The sequence below is a fragment of the Sulfurospirillum barnesii SES-3 genome, assembly GCF_000265295.1.
GTDB lineage: Bacteria > Campylobacterota > Campylobacteria > Campylobacterales > Sulfurospirillaceae > Sulfurospirillum > Sulfurospirillum barnesii.
Genome location: NC_018002.1, coordinates 344,124 through 366,168, shown reverse-complemented (window position 1 = coordinate 366,168; position 22,045 = coordinate 344,124). Strand labels below are relative to the sequence as shown.

Annotated in this window: 16 protein-coding genes and 5 tRNA genes; 2 read left to right on the top strand and 19 right to left on the bottom strand. The window is 37.9% G+C overall.

Annotated elements, in window-relative coordinates; translation table 11 throughout:
- Window positions 1-159 precede the first annotated feature (159 nt).
- From fusA to SULBA_RS01870, 18 genes are all read right to left on the bottom strand, one after another.
- The gene (gene fusA, locus SULBA_RS01955) at window positions 160-2,238 is read right to left on the bottom strand and encodes an elongation factor G (RefSeq protein WP_014768591.1); all 2,079 of its coding nucleotides are present in this window, start codon (window positions 2,236-2,238) and stop codon (window positions 160-162) included.
- Between the two features lie 83 nt (window positions 2,239-2,321).
- Complete coding sequence (gene rpsG / locus SULBA_RS01950; protein ID WP_014768590.1) at window positions 2,322-2,792, bottom strand: 30S ribosomal protein S7; 471 nt, start codon at window positions 2,790-2,792, stop codon at window positions 2,322-2,324.
- A 72-nt stretch (window positions 2,793-2,864) separates the two neighbouring features.
- Window positions 2,865-3,242 (bottom strand): 30S ribosomal protein S12, encoded by a 378-nt coding sequence (gene rpsL, locus SULBA_RS01945; RefSeq protein ID WP_012856158.1) that lies wholly within the window; start codon window positions 3,240-3,242, stop codon window positions 2,865-2,867.
- A gap of 84 nt (window positions 3,243-3,326) precedes the next feature.
- Window positions 3,327-7,850, bottom strand: coding sequence for a DNA-directed RNA polymerase subunit beta' (rpoC, locus tag SULBA_RS01940; RefSeq protein ID WP_014768589.1), 4,524 nt, complete (start codon window positions 7,848-7,850; stop codon window positions 3,327-3,329).
- Window positions 7,828-11,985 (bottom strand): DNA-directed RNA polymerase subunit beta, encoded by a 4,158-nt coding sequence (gene rpoB / locus SULBA_RS01935; protein WP_014768588.1) that lies wholly within the window; start codon window positions 11,983-11,985, stop codon window positions 7,828-7,830. Before rpoB ends, rpoC begins: the two co-directional genes overlap by 23 nt.
- Before the next feature lie 127 nt (window positions 11,986-12,112).
- On the bottom strand, window positions 12,113-12,487 hold the full coding sequence (gene rplL, locus SULBA_RS01930; protein ID WP_014768587.1) for a 50S ribosomal protein L7/L12: 375 nt from the start codon (window positions 12,485-12,487) through the stop codon (window positions 12,113-12,115).
- Between the two features lie 121 nt (window positions 12,488-12,608).
- The gene (gene rplJ / locus SULBA_RS01925) at window positions 12,609-13,091 is read right to left on the bottom strand and encodes a 50S ribosomal protein L10 (RefSeq protein WP_014768586.1); all 483 of its coding nucleotides are present in this window, start codon (window positions 13,089-13,091) and stop codon (window positions 12,609-12,611) included.
- A 106-nt stretch (window positions 13,092-13,197) separates the two neighbouring features.
- Complete coding sequence (gene rplA, locus SULBA_RS01920) at window positions 13,198-13,902, bottom strand: 50S ribosomal protein L1 (RefSeq protein WP_014768585.1); 705 nt, start codon at window positions 13,900-13,902, stop codon at window positions 13,198-13,200.
- Between the two features lie 59 nt (window positions 13,903-13,961).
- Entirely contained in the window at window positions 13,962-14,387 is a 426-nt protein-coding gene (gene rplK, locus SULBA_RS01915; RefSeq protein ID WP_014768584.1) for a 50S ribosomal protein L11, read from the bottom strand.
- A gap of 16 nt (window positions 14,388-14,403) precedes the next feature.
- The gene (gene nusG, locus SULBA_RS01910; RefSeq protein WP_014768583.1) at window positions 14,404-14,934 is read right to left on the bottom strand and encodes a transcription termination/antitermination protein NusG; all 531 of its coding nucleotides are present in this window, start codon (window positions 14,932-14,934) and stop codon (window positions 14,404-14,406) included.
- Window positions 14,935-14,943: 9 nt separating this feature from the next.
- On the bottom strand, window positions 14,944-15,123 hold the full coding sequence (gene secE, locus SULBA_RS01905) for a preprotein translocase subunit SecE (RefSeq protein ID WP_014768582.1): 180 nt from the start codon (window positions 15,121-15,123) through the stop codon (window positions 14,944-14,946).
- A gap of 17 nt (window positions 15,124-15,140) precedes the next feature.
- A tRNA-Trp gene (locus SULBA_RS01900) sits at window positions 15,141-15,216 on the bottom strand.
- A gap of 27 nt (window positions 15,217-15,243) precedes the next feature.
- A complete protein-coding gene (rpmG, locus tag SULBA_RS01895; protein ID WP_014768581.1) occupies window positions 15,244-15,402 on the bottom strand; it encodes a 50S ribosomal protein L33 in 159 nt (52 codons plus the stop codon).
- 54 nt (window positions 15,403-15,456) lie between these two features.
- On the bottom strand, window positions 15,457-16,656 hold the full coding sequence (tuf, locus tag SULBA_RS01890; protein ID WP_014768580.1) for an elongation factor Tu: 1,200 nt from the start codon (window positions 16,654-16,656) through the stop codon (window positions 15,457-15,459).
- Between the two features lie 72 nt (window positions 16,657-16,728).
- A tRNA-Thr gene (locus tag SULBA_RS01885) sits at window positions 16,729-16,803 on the bottom strand.
- Window positions 16,804-16,951: 148 nt separating this feature from the next.
- Window positions 16,952-17,028 (bottom strand) — tRNA-Gly (locus SULBA_RS01880).
- A 2-nt stretch (window positions 17,029-17,030) separates the two neighbouring features.
- Window positions 17,031-17,115: transfer RNA gene (locus SULBA_RS01875), tRNA-Tyr, on the bottom strand.
- 52 nt (window positions 17,116-17,167) lie between these two features.
- Window positions 17,168-17,243: transfer RNA gene (locus tag SULBA_RS01870), tRNA-Thr, on the bottom strand.
- 124 nt (window positions 17,244-17,367) lie between these two features.
- On the opposite strand from SULBA_RS01870, the gene SULBA_RS01865 reads away from it, so the two are divergent.
- Both SULBA_RS01865 and SULBA_RS01860 read left to right on the top strand, forming a co-directional pair.
- Window positions 17,368-18,111 (top strand): YaaA family protein, encoded by a 744-nt coding sequence (locus tag SULBA_RS01865; protein WP_014768579.1) that lies wholly within the window; start codon window positions 17,368-17,370, stop codon window positions 18,109-18,111.
- A gap of 50 nt (window positions 18,112-18,161) precedes the next feature.
- Window positions 18,162-18,383 carry a hypothetical protein gene (locus SULBA_RS01860; RefSeq protein WP_014768578.1) on the top strand — a complete coding sequence of 74 codons (222 nt, stop codon included), beginning with the start codon at window positions 18,162-18,164 and terminating at the stop codon, window positions 18,381-18,383.
- Window positions 18,384-18,420: 37 nt separating this feature from the next.
- Here the strand turns inward: SULBA_RS01860 and SULBA_RS01855 are convergent, their stop codons facing one another.
- Window positions 18,421-22,017: a proline dehydrogenase family protein gene (locus SULBA_RS01855; RefSeq protein WP_014768577.1), complete on the bottom strand. Its 3,597-nt coding sequence runs from the start codon at window positions 22,015-22,017 to the stop codon at window positions 18,421-18,423.
- Between the last annotated feature and the right edge of the window lie 28 nt (window positions 22,018-22,045).

Sequence of the window (22,045 nt, the reverse complement as noted above, 5' to 3'; positions counted from 1 at the left end):
AGTGTATTAAAAATTAAAACGCAAGATTATAGCGTCTTATCCTTGATACTTATAAATTTAAAAATACCATTTAAAATGTTGCTGTTTGAAGAAATTGAAATGAGCAGTACGCAGAAAAGAGATGTAAAGAGTCCAAAGACTCTTTACATGTAAAACATATTAGCCGTTACGTTTTTTGATAATTTCATCAGCAACGTTTCTAGGAACTTCATCATAATGATCAAATTCCATAGAATAACTAGCCCTTCCTTGTGTTTGAGAACGAAGATCTGTTGAGTAACCAAACATCTCAGCCAATGGGCAGAATGCGTTAACAATTTTGTTGCCGCTTCTATCATCCATAGAGTTAATTTGTCCACGACGACGGTTAAGATCGCCGATAACATCACCCATAAAGTCCTCAGGTGTTTCAACTTCTACTTTCATGATTGGCTCAAGAATAACAGGTTTTGCTTTACGACAACCCTCTTTAAAGCCCATAGAAGCAGCCAATTTAAACGCCATCTCAGAGGAGTCAACATCATGGTAACTACCATCATAAAGGGTAACTTTAACGTCTTCCACTTTATAACCAGCAAGAACACCCGCTTGAAGTGATTCTTTAATACCTTTATCAACCGCAGGGATAAACTCTTTTGGAATTGCTCCACCTTTGATGTCGTTGATAAACTCATAACCAGCACCTGCATCTTGAGGCTCGATTTTGAGGTAAACGTGACCGTATTGACCACGACCACCTGATTGTTTTGCGTATTTGTACTCTTGGTTAACGCTAGCACGGATTGTCTCACGGTAAGCAACTTGTGGTTGACCTACTTCCGCACTTACTTTAAACTCACGAAGCATACGATCAACAAGAATCTCTAAGTGAAGCTCACCCATACCAGAGATGATCGTTTGACCACTCTCTTCATCGGTCTCAACTCTAAAGCTTGGATCTTCTTGAGCGAGTTTTTGAAGTGCAATACCCATTTTCTCTTGATCCGCTTTGGTTTTAGGCTCAACCGCAACAGAGATAACTGGATCTGGGAATACCATTCTCTCTAAAATAACAGGATCTTTTTCACTTGCAAGGGTATCGCCAGTCAGTGTGTCTTTAAGACCTACAACCGCGCCGATTTCACCAGAGTGAAGCACTTTAATCTCTTCACGCTTGTTTGCATGCATTTTAAGAAGACGACCGATTCTCTCTTTTTTATCTTTGGTGGTATTGTAAGCATAACTTCCGCTCTCCAATGAACCACGATACACACGAACGAAAGTTAATTGACCAACAAATGGATCGGTCATAATTTTAAATGCAAGCGCTGCAAATTCACCCTCATCGGTTGAATCAACCACACACTCACGTCCATCTTCATACTCACCTTTGATTGCGTGTACTTCTGTAGGAGCTGGCATATAATCAACAACGGCATCTAACATTGGTTGAACGCCTTTGTTTTTAAATGATGTTCCACAAATCATAGGGATAAATGTCATTGCCAAACATCCCGCTTTAATACCTGCTTTAATCTCTTCTTTGCTTAATTCTTCGCCACCTAGGTATTTTTCCATTAATACATCACTGGTTTCAGAAACAGCTTCTACCATTTTTTCACGGTATTCTTTTGCTTTCTCAGCCAATTCTGCAGGAATTTCAACCACTTGATAGTTTGAGCCCATTGCAGCATCATCATCCCAAATCAGTGCTTTCATCTCAACAAGATCAACAACACCTTTAAAGGTATCTTCTGCACCAATAGGAATTTGAATGGGCACTGGATTTGCTTTAAGACGATTTTTAATTTGTGCTTCAACGTTATAGAAATCCGCACCCACACGGTCCATTTTATTGACATAAACCATTCGTGGAACTTGGTAACGATTCGCTTGTCTCCATACCGTTTCAGACTGAGGCTGGACACCACCAACCGCACAAAAAACTGCAACAGCGCCATCAAGAACACGCATAGAACGCTCAACTTCAATCGTGAAGTCAACGTGACCTGGAGTGTCGATAATATTAATTTGGTGGTCTTTCCATGTACATGTAGTTGCAGCAGAAGTAATGGTGATACCTCTTTCTTTTTCTTGTTCCATCCAATCCATGGTTGCAGCACCATCATGAACTTCACCAATTTTATGAGACATTCCAGTATAAAAAAGAATTCTTTCTGTTGTTGTGGTCTTACCGGCATCGATGTGCGCAGCAATACCGATATTACGTACCATGCTTATAGGGGTATTTCTTGCCATTGTCGTTTCCTTAAATGTAGTAGGGGTAAAAATTGAGAAAAGAGAGAGCGTGTTGTTTTAACGTAAACACGCTCATCATCATTCTACCAGCGATAGTGAGCAAACGCTTTGTTTGCTTCTGCCATTTTATAAGTATCTTCTTTTTTCTTGAACGTTGCGCCTCTACTGTTAGCCGCATCTAAAAGTTCATTTGCCAACCTCTCAACCATCGTTCTCTCACTTCGTTTACGTGAATAAGAAACTAACCATCTCAAAGCCAATGCTTGTTGTCTTGCAGGCCTAACTTCAACGGGAACTTGATATGTTGCACCGCCTACTCGTCTGCTTTTTACTTCCATAACAGGTTTTACATTATCCATGGCGGTATTAAAAATTTCAATACCTTTGAGTGTTCCACTTCTTTTTTCTGCTAATTCTAATGCACCATAAAATACTTTTGTGGCAACACTCTTTTTACCATCAAACATCAAAGCGTTGATAAACTTTGTAATAACTTTGTTATTGTAAATTGGATCTGGTAATACTTCTCTTACGGGAGCTTTTCTTCTTCTCATACTATTTCCTTCAAATTTTTAAAAATTTTACTCAAATGATGTCAAAACAAAGGACATCACCTGTAATTAAATTTATTTAGCTTTTGGTCTTTTTGTACCGTATTTACTTCTAGACACCGTTCTTTTTGCAACACCTGAAGTATCAAGCGCACCACGTACGATATGGTACTTAACACCTGGTAAATCTTTTACTCTACCGCCACGTACCAATACAATGGAGTGTTCTTGTAGGTTGTGTCCCTCGCCACCGATGTAGCTAATGACTTCAAAACCGCTGGTCAATTTGACTTTGGCAACTTTTCTCAAAGCAGAGTTTGGTTTTTTAGGAGTGGTTGTATACACTCTTGTACAAACGCCTCTTCTTTGAGGGCACTTATCAAGTGCAGGTGATTTTGATTTTTTAATCACCTTTTTTCTCTCATTTCTGACGAGTTGATTAATGGTTGGCACATTATTTCCTTTATTTTATAAAAAATAGGTGCTAATTTTATTTAAAAATAGCTTAAAAAAAGGTTAAGTTAAGGGAGCCTTAACTTAACCTCTACTTGGATTCAACTCGAGATTAAAGCTTTTGTTCTGATAAAGACCTGTTCCTACTGGAATCATACGTCCTAAAATAACATTTTCTTTCAAATCTTCAAGCATATCCATTTTACCAGCGATACTCGCTTCCGTTAGAACTTTGGTTGTCTCTTGGAACGATGCAGCTGAAATAACACTATCACTACCAACGGCAGCACGTGTTACACCTAAAAGTGTTGGCTCAGCAATAGCAGGCTCTCCACCCATTTTCATGACTGCTTCATTCTCTTCTCTAAAACGTCTACGGCTAATCAAATCACCCATAATAAATTTGGTATCGCCACTGTCAACAATTCTTACCTGTCTTAACATTTGAGAGACAATAACCTCAATGTGTTTATCGTTAATGGCAACACCTTGCCCACGATAGACTTGCTGAATTTCACAGATTAGGTAATAGTGGAGTGCTTTTTCACCCATAATCCGTAAAATATCATGACTTGAAATCACACCATCGGTAAGTCGCTCACCCGCATGGACAAACTCACCTGCTTGAACATGAATTTGTGTATTTTTATCGACTAAATATTCCACACTTGTACCATCTTTTGCTTCAATGATAATGCGCTCTTTTGAACGAAGTGGACGTCCAAAACGAATGGTTCCATCAATCTCAGCAATCACGGTTGCATTTTTAGGGCGACGTGCCTCAAAAAGTTCACTAATACGAGGAAGACCTCCTGTGATATCTTTCGATTTTGCAATCGCTTTTGGTGTTCTACCGATTAAATCTGCTAAACCAACAACGGCACCATTTTGAACGAAAATCGCTGTTTTTGGTTCTAACTGATATTTAATAATTTCACCCAGTTTATTTACAATCACAATGGTTGGTTTCATACCACTTGGCAAATATTCATTAATCACCAAACGACTCTGTCCCGTCATCTCATCAAATTGCTCTGTTGCACTAATACCTGGTTCAATATCTTCAAACGTAACAGTACCCGCATCTTCAGCAATAATAGGTGTTGAATACGGATCCCAATCAGCAATCGTAATTTGTTCATTATTGGACGGATAGGCCAACAATGTTTTGGTATCCACAACACTGTTATCGTTAATATCAATAATAGAATCACGAGGAATATAATGACGAATGGCTTCTCTGTCATCATCATCTGCGACAACAGCAAAAATACCTTTTTCTTTAACAATATGTCCCTTAACAATATCATGAATGCGGTCTAAATAATCGCCTCGAAGTTTATAATACTTCACAATACCTTTTGCATCTGCATGAATTTTTTGAATAATGGGTTCGCCATTTTTCACTTTAAGTTCACTTGCATAAGGAATACGACTTGGCACATTCCATCCCTCTTTAATGACCTCAACAATGCTTTCATTTGCTTCTACACTATCACCATTGTTATAAGGGATATAAAACTTGCCTTCAATTTTACCACTTACACCTGCAAGCTCATTTGGTTTTGCAAAATCACTTTTTCTAAGTGTATATTTTATGGTTTCGCTCTCACCTGTAATGGTTATAACTGTCTCTTCGTGCGCTGTATCAATCTCAATCACACCGTTAATGAGTGCTTTGATTTTAGGCTCAACCAATAATATCGCTGCATTTCTGCGATTTGCAACAATGTTTTTACCCTCTTTGGTTACATACGTTTTTACATTGTAATAACGAATAAAACCCTCTTTTTGTGCAATAACTTGGCGATCTTGAGATTCCGTTGATGCCGTACCACCGATGTGAAACGTTCGAAGGGTTAACTGAGTTCCTGGCTCACCAATAGATTGTGCTGAAATAATACCCACAGCTTCACCTGGACGAACAAGCGTTCCCTCGGCTAGGTTGGTACCATAACATTTTGAACAAACACCTTTTTTTGCTTTACATGTAATCGGTGTACGAATCACAACTGATTTGATGCTTGCATCTTTTAGTGCTTGTGCTTTTTTCTCATCAATCAATGTTCCCTCTGTGAAAAGAACTTCATTGGTAATCGTATCAATAACATCTTCAGCAAGAACACGACCCGTTGCTCGCTCATACAAGGATTCAACTAACTCGCCACTTTCACTGATTTCTGTAATCTCAACACCTTCGTGTGTACCACAATCATCCATGGTCACTTTAACGTTTTGTGCAACGTCAATCAATTTACGTGTCAAGTAACCCGCATTCGCTGTTTTAAGCGCAGTATCCGCCAAACCTTTACGTGCACCGTGCGTTGAAATAAAGTACTCAAGAACGTTTAGACCTTCACGGAAGTTTGAAATAATCGGTGTTTCAATAATACTTCCATCTGGTTTTGCCATAAGACCCCTCATACCTGCTAGCTGACGAATCTGTGCCGCAGAACCTCTCGCTCCAGAGTCTGCCATCATGTAAATGGAGTTAAAGCCGCCTTTGTGACTCTCGGTGAGTTTCATCATCTCAGAAGCCACATCATTGTTCGTATCCGTCCAAATATCAATAATTTTGTTATATCGCTCTTGCTCTGTTAAGAGACCCGAGCTGAACTGTTTTTGAATTTCACGTACTTTTTTCTTTGCTTCTTTGATCTTTTTCACTTTAGTATCAGGTACACGAATATCATCAATCGAGACAGAAATACCTGCTCTGGTTGCGTACCTAAACCCTAAATTCTTTAAATTATCCAAGAATCCTGCAGTGATACCAATGCCACCCTCTTTAAAAATATAATCAACCAAACCACCAATGTTTTTCTTTTTCAACACCCTGTTCCAAAACTCTTCTGGTACAAAATCTGGTAGAATTGATTTCAAGATAAGGCGACCTGCCGTCGTAAAGAGTACTCTATCCCCAACAATAGTTTTAATCTTTGCGTGAATATCTAAAAAACCAGAATCAATGGCAATATGAACTTGATCCACATTCGAAAAAATCTTATTAGAACCTTTTGCATCTTTTTTCTCTAAGGTTAAATAATAAAGACCCAAAACCATATCTTGTGTCGGAACGGTTACCGCTTTTCCAGAAGCTGGAAGCAAGATATTCATAGAACTTAGCATCAAAATCTTACACTCAGCAATGGCCTCTTGTGACAATGGGACGTGAACCGCCATCTGGTCACCGTCGAAGTCCGCATTAAATGCCGAACAAACAAGTGGATGCAAACGAATTGCTTTTCCATCGATCAAAACAGGATGAAACGCCTGAATAGAAAGTTTGTGAAGCGTTGGTGCACGGTTAAGCATCACAGGATGCCCTTTAACCACTTCTGCTAAACATTCCCACACTTCATTAGTCTTCATATCAATCATTTTTTTCGCTTGCTTGACCGTTGTTGCATACCCTTTTTCTTCAAGACGTGCTAACAAGTGTGGTTTGAACAATTCGAGTGCCATCTGTTTTGGAAGACCACATTGATCCATTCTCAAGTTTGGTCCAACAACGATTACCGAACGACCTGAAAAGTCTACCCTTTTACCAAGTAAGTTTTGACGGAAACGACCTTGCTTACCTTTGATAATTTCTGAGAGCGATTTTAAAGGACGCTTATTAGCGCCTTTAACTGCGTTGGCTCTACGTCCATTATCAAACAACGCATCAACCGCTTCTTGAAGCATACGTTTTTCGTTACGAATAATAATTTCAGGAGCATCAAGTTCCATCAAACGCTTCAAACGTGCATTTCTGTTAATTACACGACGGTATAAATCGTTCACGTCAGAGACTGCAAATTTTCCGCCATCTAATGCTACCAGTGGTCTTAAATCTGGTGGCAAGACAGGCAACATCGTAATCATCATCCATTCAGGTCTATTACCACTGTTCAGGAATGCTTCTGCTACCTTAAGACGTTTAACAATGGTTTTTTTCTTCGCTTCAGAACTTGTTTGATTAATCTCTTCTTTTAATTGACTTAAAATTTCCACTAAATCTAAACTTGCCAATAAATCACGAATAACTTCACCACCCATTTTAGCCACGAAGCCTGTATCACTAAAACGCTGCTCTAATGATTGATACTGTTCTTCATTTAAAACATCAAACACTGCAACTTTATTTTTATTTTCTGCATCATAAAAAGCATCACCTGCTTGTTCAACAATGTAAGCTTCGTAATAAAGTACCCTCTCAAGGTCTTTCATTTTGACACCCAACAATGTACCAATACGGCTTGGAAGTGAGTTAACATACCAAATATGTGCTACAGGTGTAACAAGTTCAATGTGGCCCATACGTGAACGTCGTACTTTAGTACTCGTGACTTCGACACCGCATTTTTCACATTTAATGCCCTTGTAGCGCATTTTTTTGTATTTTCCACACAAACACTCATAATCTCTTACAGGTCCAAAAATTTTCGCACAGAAAAGACCATCACGCTCAGGCTTTAGTGTTCGATAATTAATTGTTTCTGGCTTTTTAACCTCACCATAACTCCATGAGCGAATTTTTTCAGGACTTGCAAGTTTTAATTGAAATGCTTTAAAATCCCTAGGACGGCTCTCTTCGTGAATCTCAATTGGTTCTAGTCGTGTCATCTTCTTCCACCTCATCATAAATCTCAACATCTAAAGCCAAAGACTTCAACTCATTCGTTAAAACATAGAATGTTTCAGGAATTCCTGTTTGTGGTACATTTTCACCACGTGTTAGTGCTTTATAAGCTAGGATCCTGCCTTCAACGTCGTCTGATTTGACTGTTAACATTTCTCTTAGAGTATGTGCAGCGCCATACGCTTCTAATGCCCATACCTCCATCTCTCCAAATCGTTGACCACCAAAGAGTGCTTTTCCACCCACTGGCTGTTGTGTGACCAAAGAGTATGGTCCAGTACTTCGTGCATGCACTTTTTCATCAACTAAGTGGTGGAGTTTTAACATATACATGTAACCCACATTGACTTTTTCATGCATTTTTTGACCCGTCATACCATCGTATAAATGTGTTTTACCATCGGTATCTATTTTTGCCATCTCAAAAAGCTTGTCAAATTCTTCAATATTAACACCCTCAAAAATTGGACTTGCAAATTTAACACCTTTGCTCCAATCTCTAGCATAGATTAAAAGCTGTTCGTCATCAATCTTATCAATGAAATTTCTTGCATCCATAAGCTTCGCAACATCTGCAATACTAATCATTTTTTCACGTAATGCTTTAATCCAATCACCCTGTTTCTCTTTAAATATCTCTTCAATTTGGTTACCCAAACGTTTACCAACAAGACCTAAGTGAACCTCAAGAATTTGTCCGATATTCATACGACTTGGAACGCCCAGTGGATTGAGAACAATGTCAACAATCTCTCCATTAGCAAGGTAAGGCATATCCACTTCTCGAACGATATTAGAAACAATACCTTTATTTCCATGGCGTCCTGCCATTTTATCGCCCACTTTGAGTTTACGTTTGGTTGCGACATATACTTTGACAAGCTTTACCACACCACTTGGCAAAATATCATCTTTTTCAATGATATTAAGTTTTTCATCGTGTACTTCTTTGAGTTTTTTCTTCTCATTCTGGAAATACGCTTTAAGATCTTTATAATCATCTTGAACTTCATTCGAAAATGATTTGACAATTGAATTAATAGAGAAACGATTAACATTTTGAAGATCTTCAGCCTTAATAAAATCACCTTTTTTATAAGCAGTTTTATTAATTTCTTGATCTTCTTGCAATGGATTTTTAAGTAACAATGCATTAATGCGAAGCATCTCTTCTCTATCCAACATCAAGAGCTTATCATGATGTTCACGATCTAAAATCTCTTTTTCTTGCTCATAGGCTTGAACAGCACGTGGATCTTTGTCATATCCTTTTTTGGTAAAGATTTTCACATCAACAACAATACCCTCTAATGAAGGTGTTGCATACAATGATTTATTAACAACATGACTTGCTTTTTCACCAAAAATAGCACGTAGTAGCCTCTCTTCAGGGGTTGGCTTCACTTCACCTTTAGGCGATACCTTACCTACTAAAATCATCCCAGGTGAAACGTAAGTACCCACTTTGACAATACCGCTATCATCAAGATGCGCTAACTCTTCTTCTTTTACGTTTGGAATGTCTTTGGTAATCTCTTCCACACCATCTTTAAGTTCACGTGCTTCAACTTCTTTTTCATAAATATGCACGCTGGTAAAGGCATCTTCACGAATCATACGCTCAGAGATAACAATCGCATCTTCGTAGTTATAACCATTCCAAGGCATAAAAGCAACCATGGCATTCTTACCAATTGCAAGTTCACCTTGATCCATGCTTGGACCATCTGCAATCACACCACCTTTTTCAATAAAGTCACCTTTTCGTACAATAACTTTTTGAGTAAAGGTTGTATTTTGGTTAGTTCTAAGGTTTTTTTGGAGTGCATAATGGTCAATAAATGCACCATTTTCATCTTCCCCTAAAATATAAACATTTTTATTATCGACCTTTTCAACGACACCTGCACGTTTTGCTTTAATCGCTTCCCATGAATCGCGAGCCGCAATTTTCTCAACACCCGTTCCTACAATTGGAGCGTCTGATTTTACCAAAGGTACTGCTTGACGTTGCATGTTTGAGCCCATAAGAGCACGGTTCGCATCATCGTGTTCCAAGAATGGAATCAGTGAAGCTGCAACACCAGCAATCATCATAGATGAAAGGTCGATTAAGTCCACTTTTTCTTTTTCAATTAGAACTGTCTCACCATCAACCCTAACCTCAATCAAATCTTCAACAATCTCGTTGTTCTCATTGATTTTCGTACTGGCAGGAGCAATAACCAAGCCTTCTTCTTGCGTTGCTGTGATATAAATAATTTCATCGGTAATGGTTGCATTCTCAACTTTACGGTACGGTGCTTCTACAAAACCTAAATCATTTACTTTTGCATACATGGAAAGCGTATTGATCAAACCAATATTTTGACCCTCTGGAGTCTCAACAGGACAAATTCTTCCGTAGTGAGTTGGATGAACGTCACGGACTTCAAAGCCTGCACGCTCTTTCACCAAACCACCCTCACCAAGAGCTGAAAGTCTTCGTTTATGCGTAATTTCGCTCAGTGGATTGGTTTGATCCATAAATTGAGATAACTGTCCACTAGAGAAAAACTCTGAAACAGCTGATGTAATCATCTTAGAATTAATCAAATCATGAGGCATTAACTCTTCAACATTGCCGCTAAGCGCTGTAAATTTATCACGAATAGCTTTTTGCATTTTAATAAGACCTGAATGCAACTCATTTGCTAAGAGTTCACCAATGGCTCTAATTCTTCTATTACCTAAGTGATCTCTATCATCAATATGACCCTGTCCATTTTTGACTTTAATCAGATATTTAACCGTTTTAATAATATCTTCGCTGGTCATAATTGTCACATACTCAGGCACGCTAAGGCCTAGTTTGTGATTCATTTTCATACGACCAACTTTTGTTAAATCGTACCTTTCAGAATTAAAGAAAAGATCTTTGACAAACAGTTTTGCGGCTTCTTTAGTTACAGGCTCGCCTGGTCTCATAACTTTGTAAATACGAATCGCTGCTAAATCATTCTCGTCTTCAACATTTTCAGTTTGTCTCAAAAGTTTAAGTGTTTCAGTGTCTGCAATAAACGAGTTAATAATTGCATCATCCACTCCACTAGCAAGATCATTTGCAATTTCAATGGTTTCGCATTTTTGCTCAATAATTTTTGCCAATTTACCTTCATCAAGTTGTGTTAATGTATCGTAAAGTACTTCACCACTCTCTTGATCAATAATAGGAGAAGATAAAAAACGATTGACAAGAATCTCTATAGGATACTCAACAAACTTAATTCCATCTTCAATAAATTTTTCTGCTTTTTTACGTGCTAAACGCTTACCAGCAGCTAAAAGGAGGTTTCCATTTTCATCTTTAAGGTCAAAATCAACACGTCCCAAGAAATTATCCGCAGAAAATTCAATTAAAAATTTATTATCACGAATGAGAATATTAAGCACTGGGTAAAAAAGTTTTAAAATATCTTGTTTGCTGTAACCTAATGCTCTAAATAAAATCGTAATGGGCACTTTTCTACGTTTATTAATTCTAACAAATAGTGTGTCTTTCGCATCATACTCGAAATAGAGCCATGAACCACGATCAGGAATAATTTGTGCGTTATAAATCAGTTTATTGGTTACAGTGGGGCTCTCTTCTTCTTTAAAAATAACGCCAGGGCTTCTATGAAGTTGATTAACAACGACTCTTTCGACACCATTAATAACAAACGATGTTCTATCGGTCATTAACGGAATTTCACGAATAAAAATGGCTTGTTCTTTAATATCTTTTACACCCGTTTTTTCACCGGTTTTTTCATCTTTATCCCAAAGGATAAGACGAATGTTCATTTTTATACTTACAGAATATGTCAGTCCTCGCTCCATACATTCACGGACTGTGTATCTAGGTTTTCCAATTTCTGATCCAACATACTCTAAAGTAATGCGATTTTGTGGGTCATGAATAGGGAAAATTGCTTTAAAAACCTTTTCTACACCACTCTCATCATGGAGATTTTCAACATTTAAAAACTGTTCGTAACTCTTTTGTTGAAGTTGGAGTAGATTGGGTACATCAATTTTTTTAGGGACTTTGGAAAAATCAACTCTAAGGCGATTTCCAGATTTTAAGCTATTTAACATGAGTCTACCTCGTGTAGTTGTTTGAAAAGGGCAGTGGGTTCATCTATCGTAGATAGAATGTATAACGACTAATAATAATCCAAAGAAAGTTTGTAAAGAGAAGCCTAAGCTTCTCTTAGTAATCACATTACTTGATTTCAGCGACAGCGCCAGCTTCTTCAAGTTTCTTTTTAATTTCTTCTGCAACGTCTTTAGATACACCTTCTTTAAGTGTAGTAGGTGCACCTTCAACTGCATCTTTAGCCTCTTTAAGACCAAGACCAGTAATCTCTCTTACAACTTTAATAGCGTTGATTTTTTTCTCACCACCATCTTTAAGGATAACATCAAATTCAGTTTTTTCTTCAGCAGCCTCAACAGCAGCACCAGCACCTGCGCCTGCTACCATTACTGGAGCTGCAGATACACCGAATTTTTCTTCAAAATCTTTTACTAATGCGCTTAATTCAAGTACACTTAGACCTGAAATATACTCTAATACGTCTTCTTTTGAAATTGCCATTTCAAATCTCCTAATTTATTATTTTCATAAATGCCAAAAAATTCTTTGACACTGTTAGCCACTTGGGCACTAAAATTATCAGTAGCAATATTTGCTTTACATGTAAGCCTTAATAATCAGCTTATGCGGACTCTTGTTTTTTAGCACGTAGTGCATCAAGACCGATTGTAAAGTTAGTAATAGGTGCCATCCACGTTGATAGAAGCATTCCAATAAGCTCATTACGTGATGGCATTTTAGAAAGTGCTTCAACTTTAGCAGCGTCAACCACAATGCCACCAGCATATCCAGACTTAATAATAAAACTTGGATTTGTTTTGGCAAATGTTGCAACAACTTTAGTAACAGCTAACTGGTCATCTCCCCAAACAAAGATATTTGTATCTTTAAGTTCAAGTCCTTCAATACCAGCATTTTTCATAGCAATTGATGCCAAAGTATTTTTAATAACTTTAACTTTAATTGCGCCTGGTCTTGAGGTATTTCTCAAGCTCTCAATCGCTTTAGTGTTAAGACCTTTGTAGTCACATACAATTAAACCATCGCTTGCTTTAAATTCTGCAGTTAGCTCGTCAATAAATTGGGCTTTTTCTGTTCTTGTCAATTTTTCTCCTTTCCAACTGGTGATTTCAAGTAGAGGTGAGTTTCCTCACATTAAGCTTACGCCTCTACTCTCTCCAATCAAAGATTAACGATTTTAAATTTTATATTTATTTTAAATCAATGAGTTCTTGGTTCTCAAGATTCATTGATGGGCTCATTGTCAATGCCAATGTTCCACTTTTAATGTATTTGCCTTTTGAAGCAGCTGGTTTATGTTTATTAATTGCTTTGATAAAAGCTTCAAAGTTTTCTCTGATTTGCTCATCAGTAAAGCTGATTTTACCAATACCAGCATGGATATTTCCTTGTTTATCAACACGGAAATTTACTTGTCCACCTTTGTTATTCTCAACAGCTTTAGCAACATCCATAGTTACTGTACCTGTTTTTGGATTTGGCATGATACCTTTTGGTCCTAAAATACGACCAACTTTACCCACTAAACCCATCATATTAGGTGTTGCAATCAATACATCAAAATTGATACGACCTGCTTGAATCTCTTCAATCAAATCATCACTTCCAACAATATCTGCACCTGCAGCTCTTGCTTCATCCGCTTTTTCGTCTTTAGCAATAACAGCAACACGAACTGTTTTACCTGTACCTGCAGGAAGAACAACCGATCCTCTTACCATTTGGTCAGCATGACGTGGATCAACATTGAGTTTTAATGCAACTTCAATCGTCTCATCAAATTTAGCAGATGCTAAATTTTTGATGTTTCCCAATGCTTCACTCACTGAATATTTTTTTTCTTTATCAATTTTTTTCAAAAGTTCTTGAAAACGTTTATTTACTTTCTTTGCCATTCGTATCTCCGCATAATTTTGCTTCCGCCTTTAGTGACCCTGACGGTAAAGGGGTAGAATTAATCGACGACTGTAATACCAATACTTCGAGCAGATCCCGAAATAATTTTCGCTGCTTGCTCACGATCTGTGGTATTAAGATCAGCAATTTTTTTCTCAACAATCTCAAGAATTTGAGCTTTATTGAGTGTTCCAACTTTGTTTTTTAAAGGATTACTTGAACCACTTTTAATACCAGCTGCTTTTTTAATAAGATCCGTTGCAGGTGGTTGTTTTGTTACAAATGTAAAACTTTTATCAGCATAAACAGTAATAACAACAGGGATTCTAAAACCTGCCATCTCTTTTGTTCTTTCGTTAAATGCTTTACAAAATTCCATAATATTTACACCACGTTGACCAAGGGCTGGACCAACTGGAGGTGATGGGTTTGCTTTAGCAGCTTCAATCTGCAATTTAATTTCGCCAATGACTTTTTTTGCCATTTTTTTTCCTTTACGCTTAAACTATTTTTTCAACTTGAGAATAAAGAATCTCAACTGGGGTACTTCGACCAAAGATTGAAACATTGAGTGTGAGTTTGCCATGGACCATATCATACTCTTCAACTGAACCTGTAAAGTTTGCAAAAGGACCTTCTGTAATCCTAACGCTCTCTCCATTTTCAAAGAAGATTTTTGGTTTTGGCGCACCTTTTTTCTCAGCTTTTTCTAAAATCAGTGCAATATCTTTTTCACTCAAAGGCGTAGGTTTTTTGGATTCACCAATAAACCTTCCAACTTTTGGCAGTGATTGGATAAGATGCCACAATGCTGTATCTAAATCTAGCTTTGCAAATGCATAGCCAGGATAGAGGCTTCGTTCACTAATCTTTTTTTTACCATTCTTAACTTCAATGACATCTTCGGTTGGAACAACAATTTGCTCCAATTTTTCAGCGATACCATGATCGTTAACAAGGGTAACAATACCTTTTTTGACAGCTTGCTCACTACCAGCATAAGTTTGAATTGCATACCATTTATGTGCCATTTCTTCTCCTTAAACCAAAGAAGACAAAGAAAAAGACATAATGGCATCAATCAATGCTAAAAAGAGTGAAATCACGGTTACTACGACAAAAACAGAAATAAAAGCATTTCGAATCTGTTCTTTAATCGGAAAAATAACCTTCGATAATTCAGCTTTAGAATGATGATAATAAGCTCTTAATTTTTCCATTATATTACCTCGACTAGTGGCAGGGTAGGAGGGACTCGAACCCCCAACCTGCGGTTTTGGAGACCGACGCTCTACCGTTGGAGCTACTACCCTACAATAAAAGTTAAGTCAAAAATAGACTTAACTTTTTAATTTAACTTCTTTATGAACAGTATGTTTTTTAAGTCTTGCACAATACTTGCTAAGTTCAATTTTTTCAGTAACTGTTTTGCTGTTTTTTGTCGTTGTGTAGTTAATATCACCACACTCTGAACATTTTAATCCGATTTTAACGGTCATAGAAACTTCCTTAACTTAATTACATGTAAGGGGAAAACCCCTTACATATTAAACTTACTTGATGATTGTAGAAACAACACCCGCACCAACTGTTCTACCACCCTCACGGATTGCAAAACGAGTACCTTCTTCAAGAGCGATAGGTGCAATAAGTGTTACATTGATTTTTACGTTATCACCAGGCATAACCATTTCAGTACCTTCTGGCAATGTAATAGAACCTGTTACGTCTGTTGTACGTACATAAAACTGTGGTCTATAGTTGTTAAAGAATGGAGTGTGTCTACCACCCTCTTCTTTTGAAAGAACATAGATTTCAGCTTCAAATTGTGTATGAGGAGTGATTGATTTTGGTTTACAAAGAACCATACCACGCTCAACTTCTTCTTTTTTGATACCACGTAATAAGATACCGCAGTTATCACCAGCTTCACCACGCTCCATCTCTTTACGGAACATTTCAACGCCAGTTACTGTTGTTGTTTTAGTATCTTTTATACCTACGATTTCAATAGTCTCACCAATTTTTACAGCACCTCTGTCGATTTTACCTGTAACAACGGTACCACGACCTGAGATTGAAAATACGTCTTCAATTGGCATCAAGAAATCTTTATCTGTTTCACGAACTGGCTCTGGAATATACGCATCAACTGCTGCCATAAGAGCAAGAACTTTCTCACCCCATGCACCAACAGTACCTGCTTTTGCTTCTTCAAGTGCTTTAAGTGCAGAACCTGCAACGATTGGTGTGTCATCACCTGGGAAATCGTATGAGCTAAGAAGTTCACGAATTTCCATTTCAACGAGTTCTAGAAGTTCTTCATCATCAACCATATCTGCTTTGTTCATAAATACAACGATGTAAGGAACACCTACTTGACGAGAAAGAAGGATGTGCTCACGTGTTTGAGGCATAGGGCCATCTGCTGCAGAAACAACAAGAATAGCGCCATCCATTTGAGCAGCACCTGTAATCATGTTTTTAACATAATCGGCGTGACCTGGACAATCTACGTGTGCGTAGTGACGGTTTTCTGTTTCATATTCAATGTGTGAGGTTGCAATAGTAATACCACGCTCTCTCTCTTCAGGAGCGTTATCAATACCATCGTAATCTTTAAATTCACAAAGACCTTTAGTTGCAAGTACAGCAGAAATTGCAGCTGTAAGTGTAGTTTTACCATGATCAACGTGACCGATGGTTCCAATGTTAACGTGTGGCTTGGTTCTTGAGAACTTTTCTTTTGCCATTTTTTCCTCCGTAGTGAGTTTGTTTTTTAATACGCTTCAATTTGTCAAAGTTATTTAAAACTTTTTAAGTAATGGAGCTCATAGAGGGACTTGAACCCTCGACCTCTTCCTTACCAAGGAAGTGCTCTACCCCTGAGCCATATGAGCCGACGACATATGAGAGAACCGATATAGTATCTAAAAATAGTAACGATTTGATTGCATAAAATTTAGGGAGATTAAGACTACTGAACTTGTTCTGTAGCGAATAAAGCAGAAGAAATTCAACAGCTCCCAGTTTTACTTAAAAAATCGTTGGAGCGGGAGACGGGACTCGAACCCGCGACCCCCAGCTTGGAAGGCTAATGCTCTAGCCAACTGAGCTACTCCCGCAATGGTGGTGAGAGAAGGATTCGAACCTTCGAAGACATAGTCAGCAGATTTACAGTCTGCCCTCGTTGGCCACTTGAGTATCTCACCGTATTTTTACCATTTTTATTGCTGGTCAAACACTGTTTTTCACAAAACAAAATGGAGCTGGTGAACGGAATCGAACCGCCGACCTACTGCTTACAAGGCAGTTGCTCTACCATCTGAGCTACACCAGCATCCTGTGATTGTGAGGTGAAAGTATATCTCAAAATATTTTCAAAGTCAATACTTTTTTCTATAATTTTCAACAAATTGGGTAAAATTGCTTCCTAACTATATTGAAACCTAAAAAGGTCTAACATGAAAATTTTATTTTCACCCAGTGAAACAAAATCAAATACAATAACCTCAGGCCCTCTCTCGGATGAAAGTTTTATTTTTCCTCATTTATATGAAAAGCGCTTAGACATTTTAAACGCTTATCAAAGCTATATAGAAAAGTCCCCTCTTTTGCTACTTCAAAAACTTTTCGGATACAAGGATGAAGAAAAAACTCGTCTACATGCTACTATCAATCTTTTTACGTCGTTTACATGTAAAGCCATTGAGCGATATACGGGTGTGGCGTATCAGTATTTAGATTTTAAAACACTGGATGCCCCTTCGCAATCATTTCTTGAAAACAATGTCATGATTTTTTCTAATTTATTTGGTCCACTCTTAGGAAAAGATTTTATTCCTGAATATAAACTCAAGCAAGGTGAATCATTTAACGGATTAGACATTGAAACCTTTTACAAAAAAAACTTTACTGATGCCATAGATGCTTGGTGTGGTGATGAACTTATTCTTGACTTGCGGGCAGGTTTTTATGAAAAATTTTACACCCTCAAGCAGCCCTATATTACGATGAAGTTTCTTAAGAATGGAAAGAATGTCAGTCATTTTGCCAAAGCGTATAGAGGCACTGTTTTAAGGGATATTGCATACCACCGACCGTCCACTGAAAAAGAGTTCCAGAAGATTCCTTTTGCGGGTCTTAAACTTAAAGAAATACTCCTCTTCAAATACAAACAAGAGTATATTTTTGAGAGTATTGATTGATTGTCAAGAAATAAGATACAATAGCGCCAAATTTGCATAAAGGAAATGCTATGGATATTTTACAATGGATTGTTATTGGTGTTTTAGTTTATGTTATTTACCACCTCATCAATAAATACGAACGTCGTGTGAATGAACTAACACGTCTTATTGAACTTAACCGTGCTGAAATCAATACCAACAAGGAAAATATCAAGAAAAATGCTGAGGGCGTAAGTGCCAATAAAGAGAAACTTGAACTTAACCAAACAATGATTGAAAAACTTAAATAAGCTTTAGAGGGTGTATAAACGCACCCCCTAAAAGCACTTACTTTTTGATACCTCTTACTCCAAGATTACCATAGCGATGATAACTGTGTGAGATGCTTTGCTCATTAAAATAATGCAACAATTCTATACGCCCCTCCATTAAAGCTTTCATTCTTACAATGCATTTGGCTTTTTTTGCTGCTTCTTGATAGACAAAAGGTGAGATACGCTCTGCGTGTGAATAAAAAACCTTATCAACACCTTCAAATAATTGCGTAAACATCACTTCATCTTCTCGCTCTAGCGTATCTTCTTTACCTAAAACTCTTTCTTTGTTTTCATATAAAAAGGAGATAACCTCGCTCTTAGCATCTCTATCTATACTTACATGTAAAGAGACTTGAGCAATTTTAGCTGCCATAATACGGCTCATTACATCAAAAAGTGTATCCTTTGGTTCAATACGAATTGCTATTTTCTGTAAAGGAAGGTATTTAAAAATATTGTCTTCGCCTCTGACCTTAACAAAATCTTTCTCTTGCGTAAAAACGTCTTCATACTGCTCAAGGTAACTTCCCACAGCAAAATGTAATTTCTCAAAATCCTGTTGAAAATTTGCATACACTCCTTTGGAGCAACCATCACGCCACTGATGAATGCACTCTATAAAAAAATGCTTCCCTAGCTGCTTTATTTTTGGTTCACCAACCTCTTTAATATCCATAAATTGTGTAATGTAATTGTCAATACCCGCTTTTCTTCCTGTCCCTACAGCAGATTTACCCAGACCTCCAAAAGGCTGACGAAGAACAATAGCGCCTGTTGTTCCTCTGTTGACATAAAGATTTCCTGCTTTAAGATGTTTCTTCCAATATGCCACTTCTCGCTCATCTAAAGATTCTATCCCTGAAGTTAACCCATAGCCTGTTGCATTGACAATCTCTATGGCATGCGTAAGGTCACGTGCACACATCACTGAAAGTAGAGGTCCAAATAGCTCATTTTTATGGCAAAAGCTCCCCTCTTTTACACCCCACTTAATGCATGGCCTAAGCATGTACTCATTGTCTTCGGCATACGTTGGTGCCAATGCCCAGCTTTCACCCTCTTCAAGGTTTTCAAGTGCATGTTTTAATGCTCCTCCAATAGGATTAGCAAGGGTTGCTAGGCGATTGGTAAAATTCCATACAGAACCTACATGTAAACTTTTTGCCGCATCAATCAGCCCTGCTTTAAAACGAGGATCATGGTACACTTCCTCTTCTAAAATAAGCAAAGATGTTGCAGAACATTTTTGACCGCTGTTTGAAAAAGCAGAGTGTATGACATTTTTAATGGCTTGATCACGATCGCTCATAGCTGTTACAATGGTGGCATCCTTCCCACCTGTCTCTGCGCTTAAGAAAAGATTTGGACGGCTTTCTAACATTTTATACGCTGTCTCTTCGCCTCCTGTTAAAATAACAAAATCCACTTTCTCATTTTGAATAAGATATTCACCTGCCAAACTCCCAGCGCATGGCACAAATTGTAAGGTATTCTGGCTAATTCCTGCCTCCCAAAAACATTGACATAGTTCATACGCACACAGTGTTGCAGCACTAGCAGGTTTTAAAATCACGCAATTTCCTGCCGCCAAAGCAGCACTGATACCGCCCACAGGAATAGCAATGGGGAAGTTCCATGGAGGGACGATAACACCAACCCCCTTACCTTTACATGTAAGGTTTTTATAGGTATCAAAATAACGTGCACTGTAACCGTAAAATTCTAAAAAATCAATGGCTTCACTGACTTCTACATCGGTTTCACTAAAAACTTTTCCCACCTCAGCAGCAGCCACACCAATAAGATCAGCCCTCCTCTTGCGCATCTTATTCGCAACAGCACACAGAATTTTTTGACGCTCAGCCACACTAAGGCTTCTCCAACCATCTCTATCTTCTACTGCCACATCCACGGCATGCTGTAAATCTTCTTTACGTGCACGTGCAAAAGAGCCACATAAAACACCCTTTTTACGTTGAGATTTATCCATGACAGTTTCAATGTCTCGCTCACGAATGCACGTACCTCCTACAACAACAGGAACAATACTCAGCTCTTCACCTGCTTTTTTCATCCATTTTTCACGAATGCTTTTTGCCCACTCTTTATTTGGCGTTAGAATAAAATCCGTATCAGCTTCACCATGATATGTACCTGTATAATACGTGCCACCTTCATACCCATCCCACTGCTCGCTTAGTCTGTTTTGTATCCGTTTTGAGCCTATAAAAAGGTGCTCTATATTCTCAAAGGAAGCAATAAACTTTTCTTTCTGTGCTTCCCACTGGGGTGTTCCTACCTTTAGGCCAAAGGAGTAACGAATAAAATTCTCTGTACCCGTATTTTCATCCAATCTTCGTACCAAATACGCAATAGCATTGGTAAATTGCTCTTTTTTGGCGGTAGGTGCATACAAAATAACCTCACCGCTGAGCTCTTTAATGGCAAGTCGAGCAGATTCACTCATGCCCTCTAACATTTCCATGCTAAAGTAGTGGGTTGTACCATATTCACGAGCAAGTTCATAGCCATAAGCTAACTCAAAAAGATTGTGTGATGCCATACCTAAGTGCACATACGGTGCGTTTTCAGCACGAAGACCAAACTCACCCATCATTTTATAATTGCTATCGGTGTCAATTTTTCGTGTGTGCGTCACCAATGCCCAATGACGAAGCCCTGCTTCAGTCTCTTCCATTTCCATATTCGCACCCTTAACCAAACGCATTTTAATCGCAGAACCGCCATTTTCAACCCGTTTTTTAGCCCATGCTATAAGTTTTTGCTGCCAAAGATGCGAATCTGGTAAATAGGCTTGAAGCACAATACCTGCATAAAAATCTTGAAATTCTGGCAAATCCAATGTTTGCGTAAATGCACTAAATGTTAAGGCTAGGTCACGATACTCTTCCATGTCAAGATTGATAAATTTGTTCTCCTTTTTGCCTTGCGCATTGATATAGCTATACTTTTTAGCCTGTGCGTAAATAAGACGAAGCCGTGAGACGAGCTCTTTGACTGTTTCTTCGTAAGCCAAAGCATTAATTTGCGAAAAGAGTGTTGAAATTTTGATAGAAATATAGTCTACATTAGGATTTTCAAGCACTTTAAGATACTTTTCAATGCGTTCTTGTGCCTCCACTTCTCCTAAAACCACTTCTCCTATTAAATTAACATTCAGTCGTGTGCCTTCATTTTTACGCTGACGTAAATGTGCATTAAACGGTTCTTCTTCTCCTTTAAGTACCACTGTTTTTGTATCTTCTCGTATAGTATTCACAAACAATGGAATCGAAATTTGAGGCATATAAATCCCTGCATTCAGAAATAAAAAAACTAAAAAGCGTTCTGAACTTGTAAAAAAAGATGCCATCTTGTATTTGGAAAATAGATACGCAATCTGATTGGCAACACGTGTCGGGTTCTTGCTTCTAAAACTCTGATCCATAAGTTCAATGAGAAAAAGTTTATCTTGCGGATGGCTTAGCATTTTATTCATCTTGATGTGAAACGTACGATCAAAATCACTCACCAATTCACTCGCTCTGTTTTGCCATATTTGGGCTAAGAGTATTGCTCTTTGAATCACTTCCTTATTCACTTGCATCATCTCTCCTTTTGTAGTACAAAAAGTA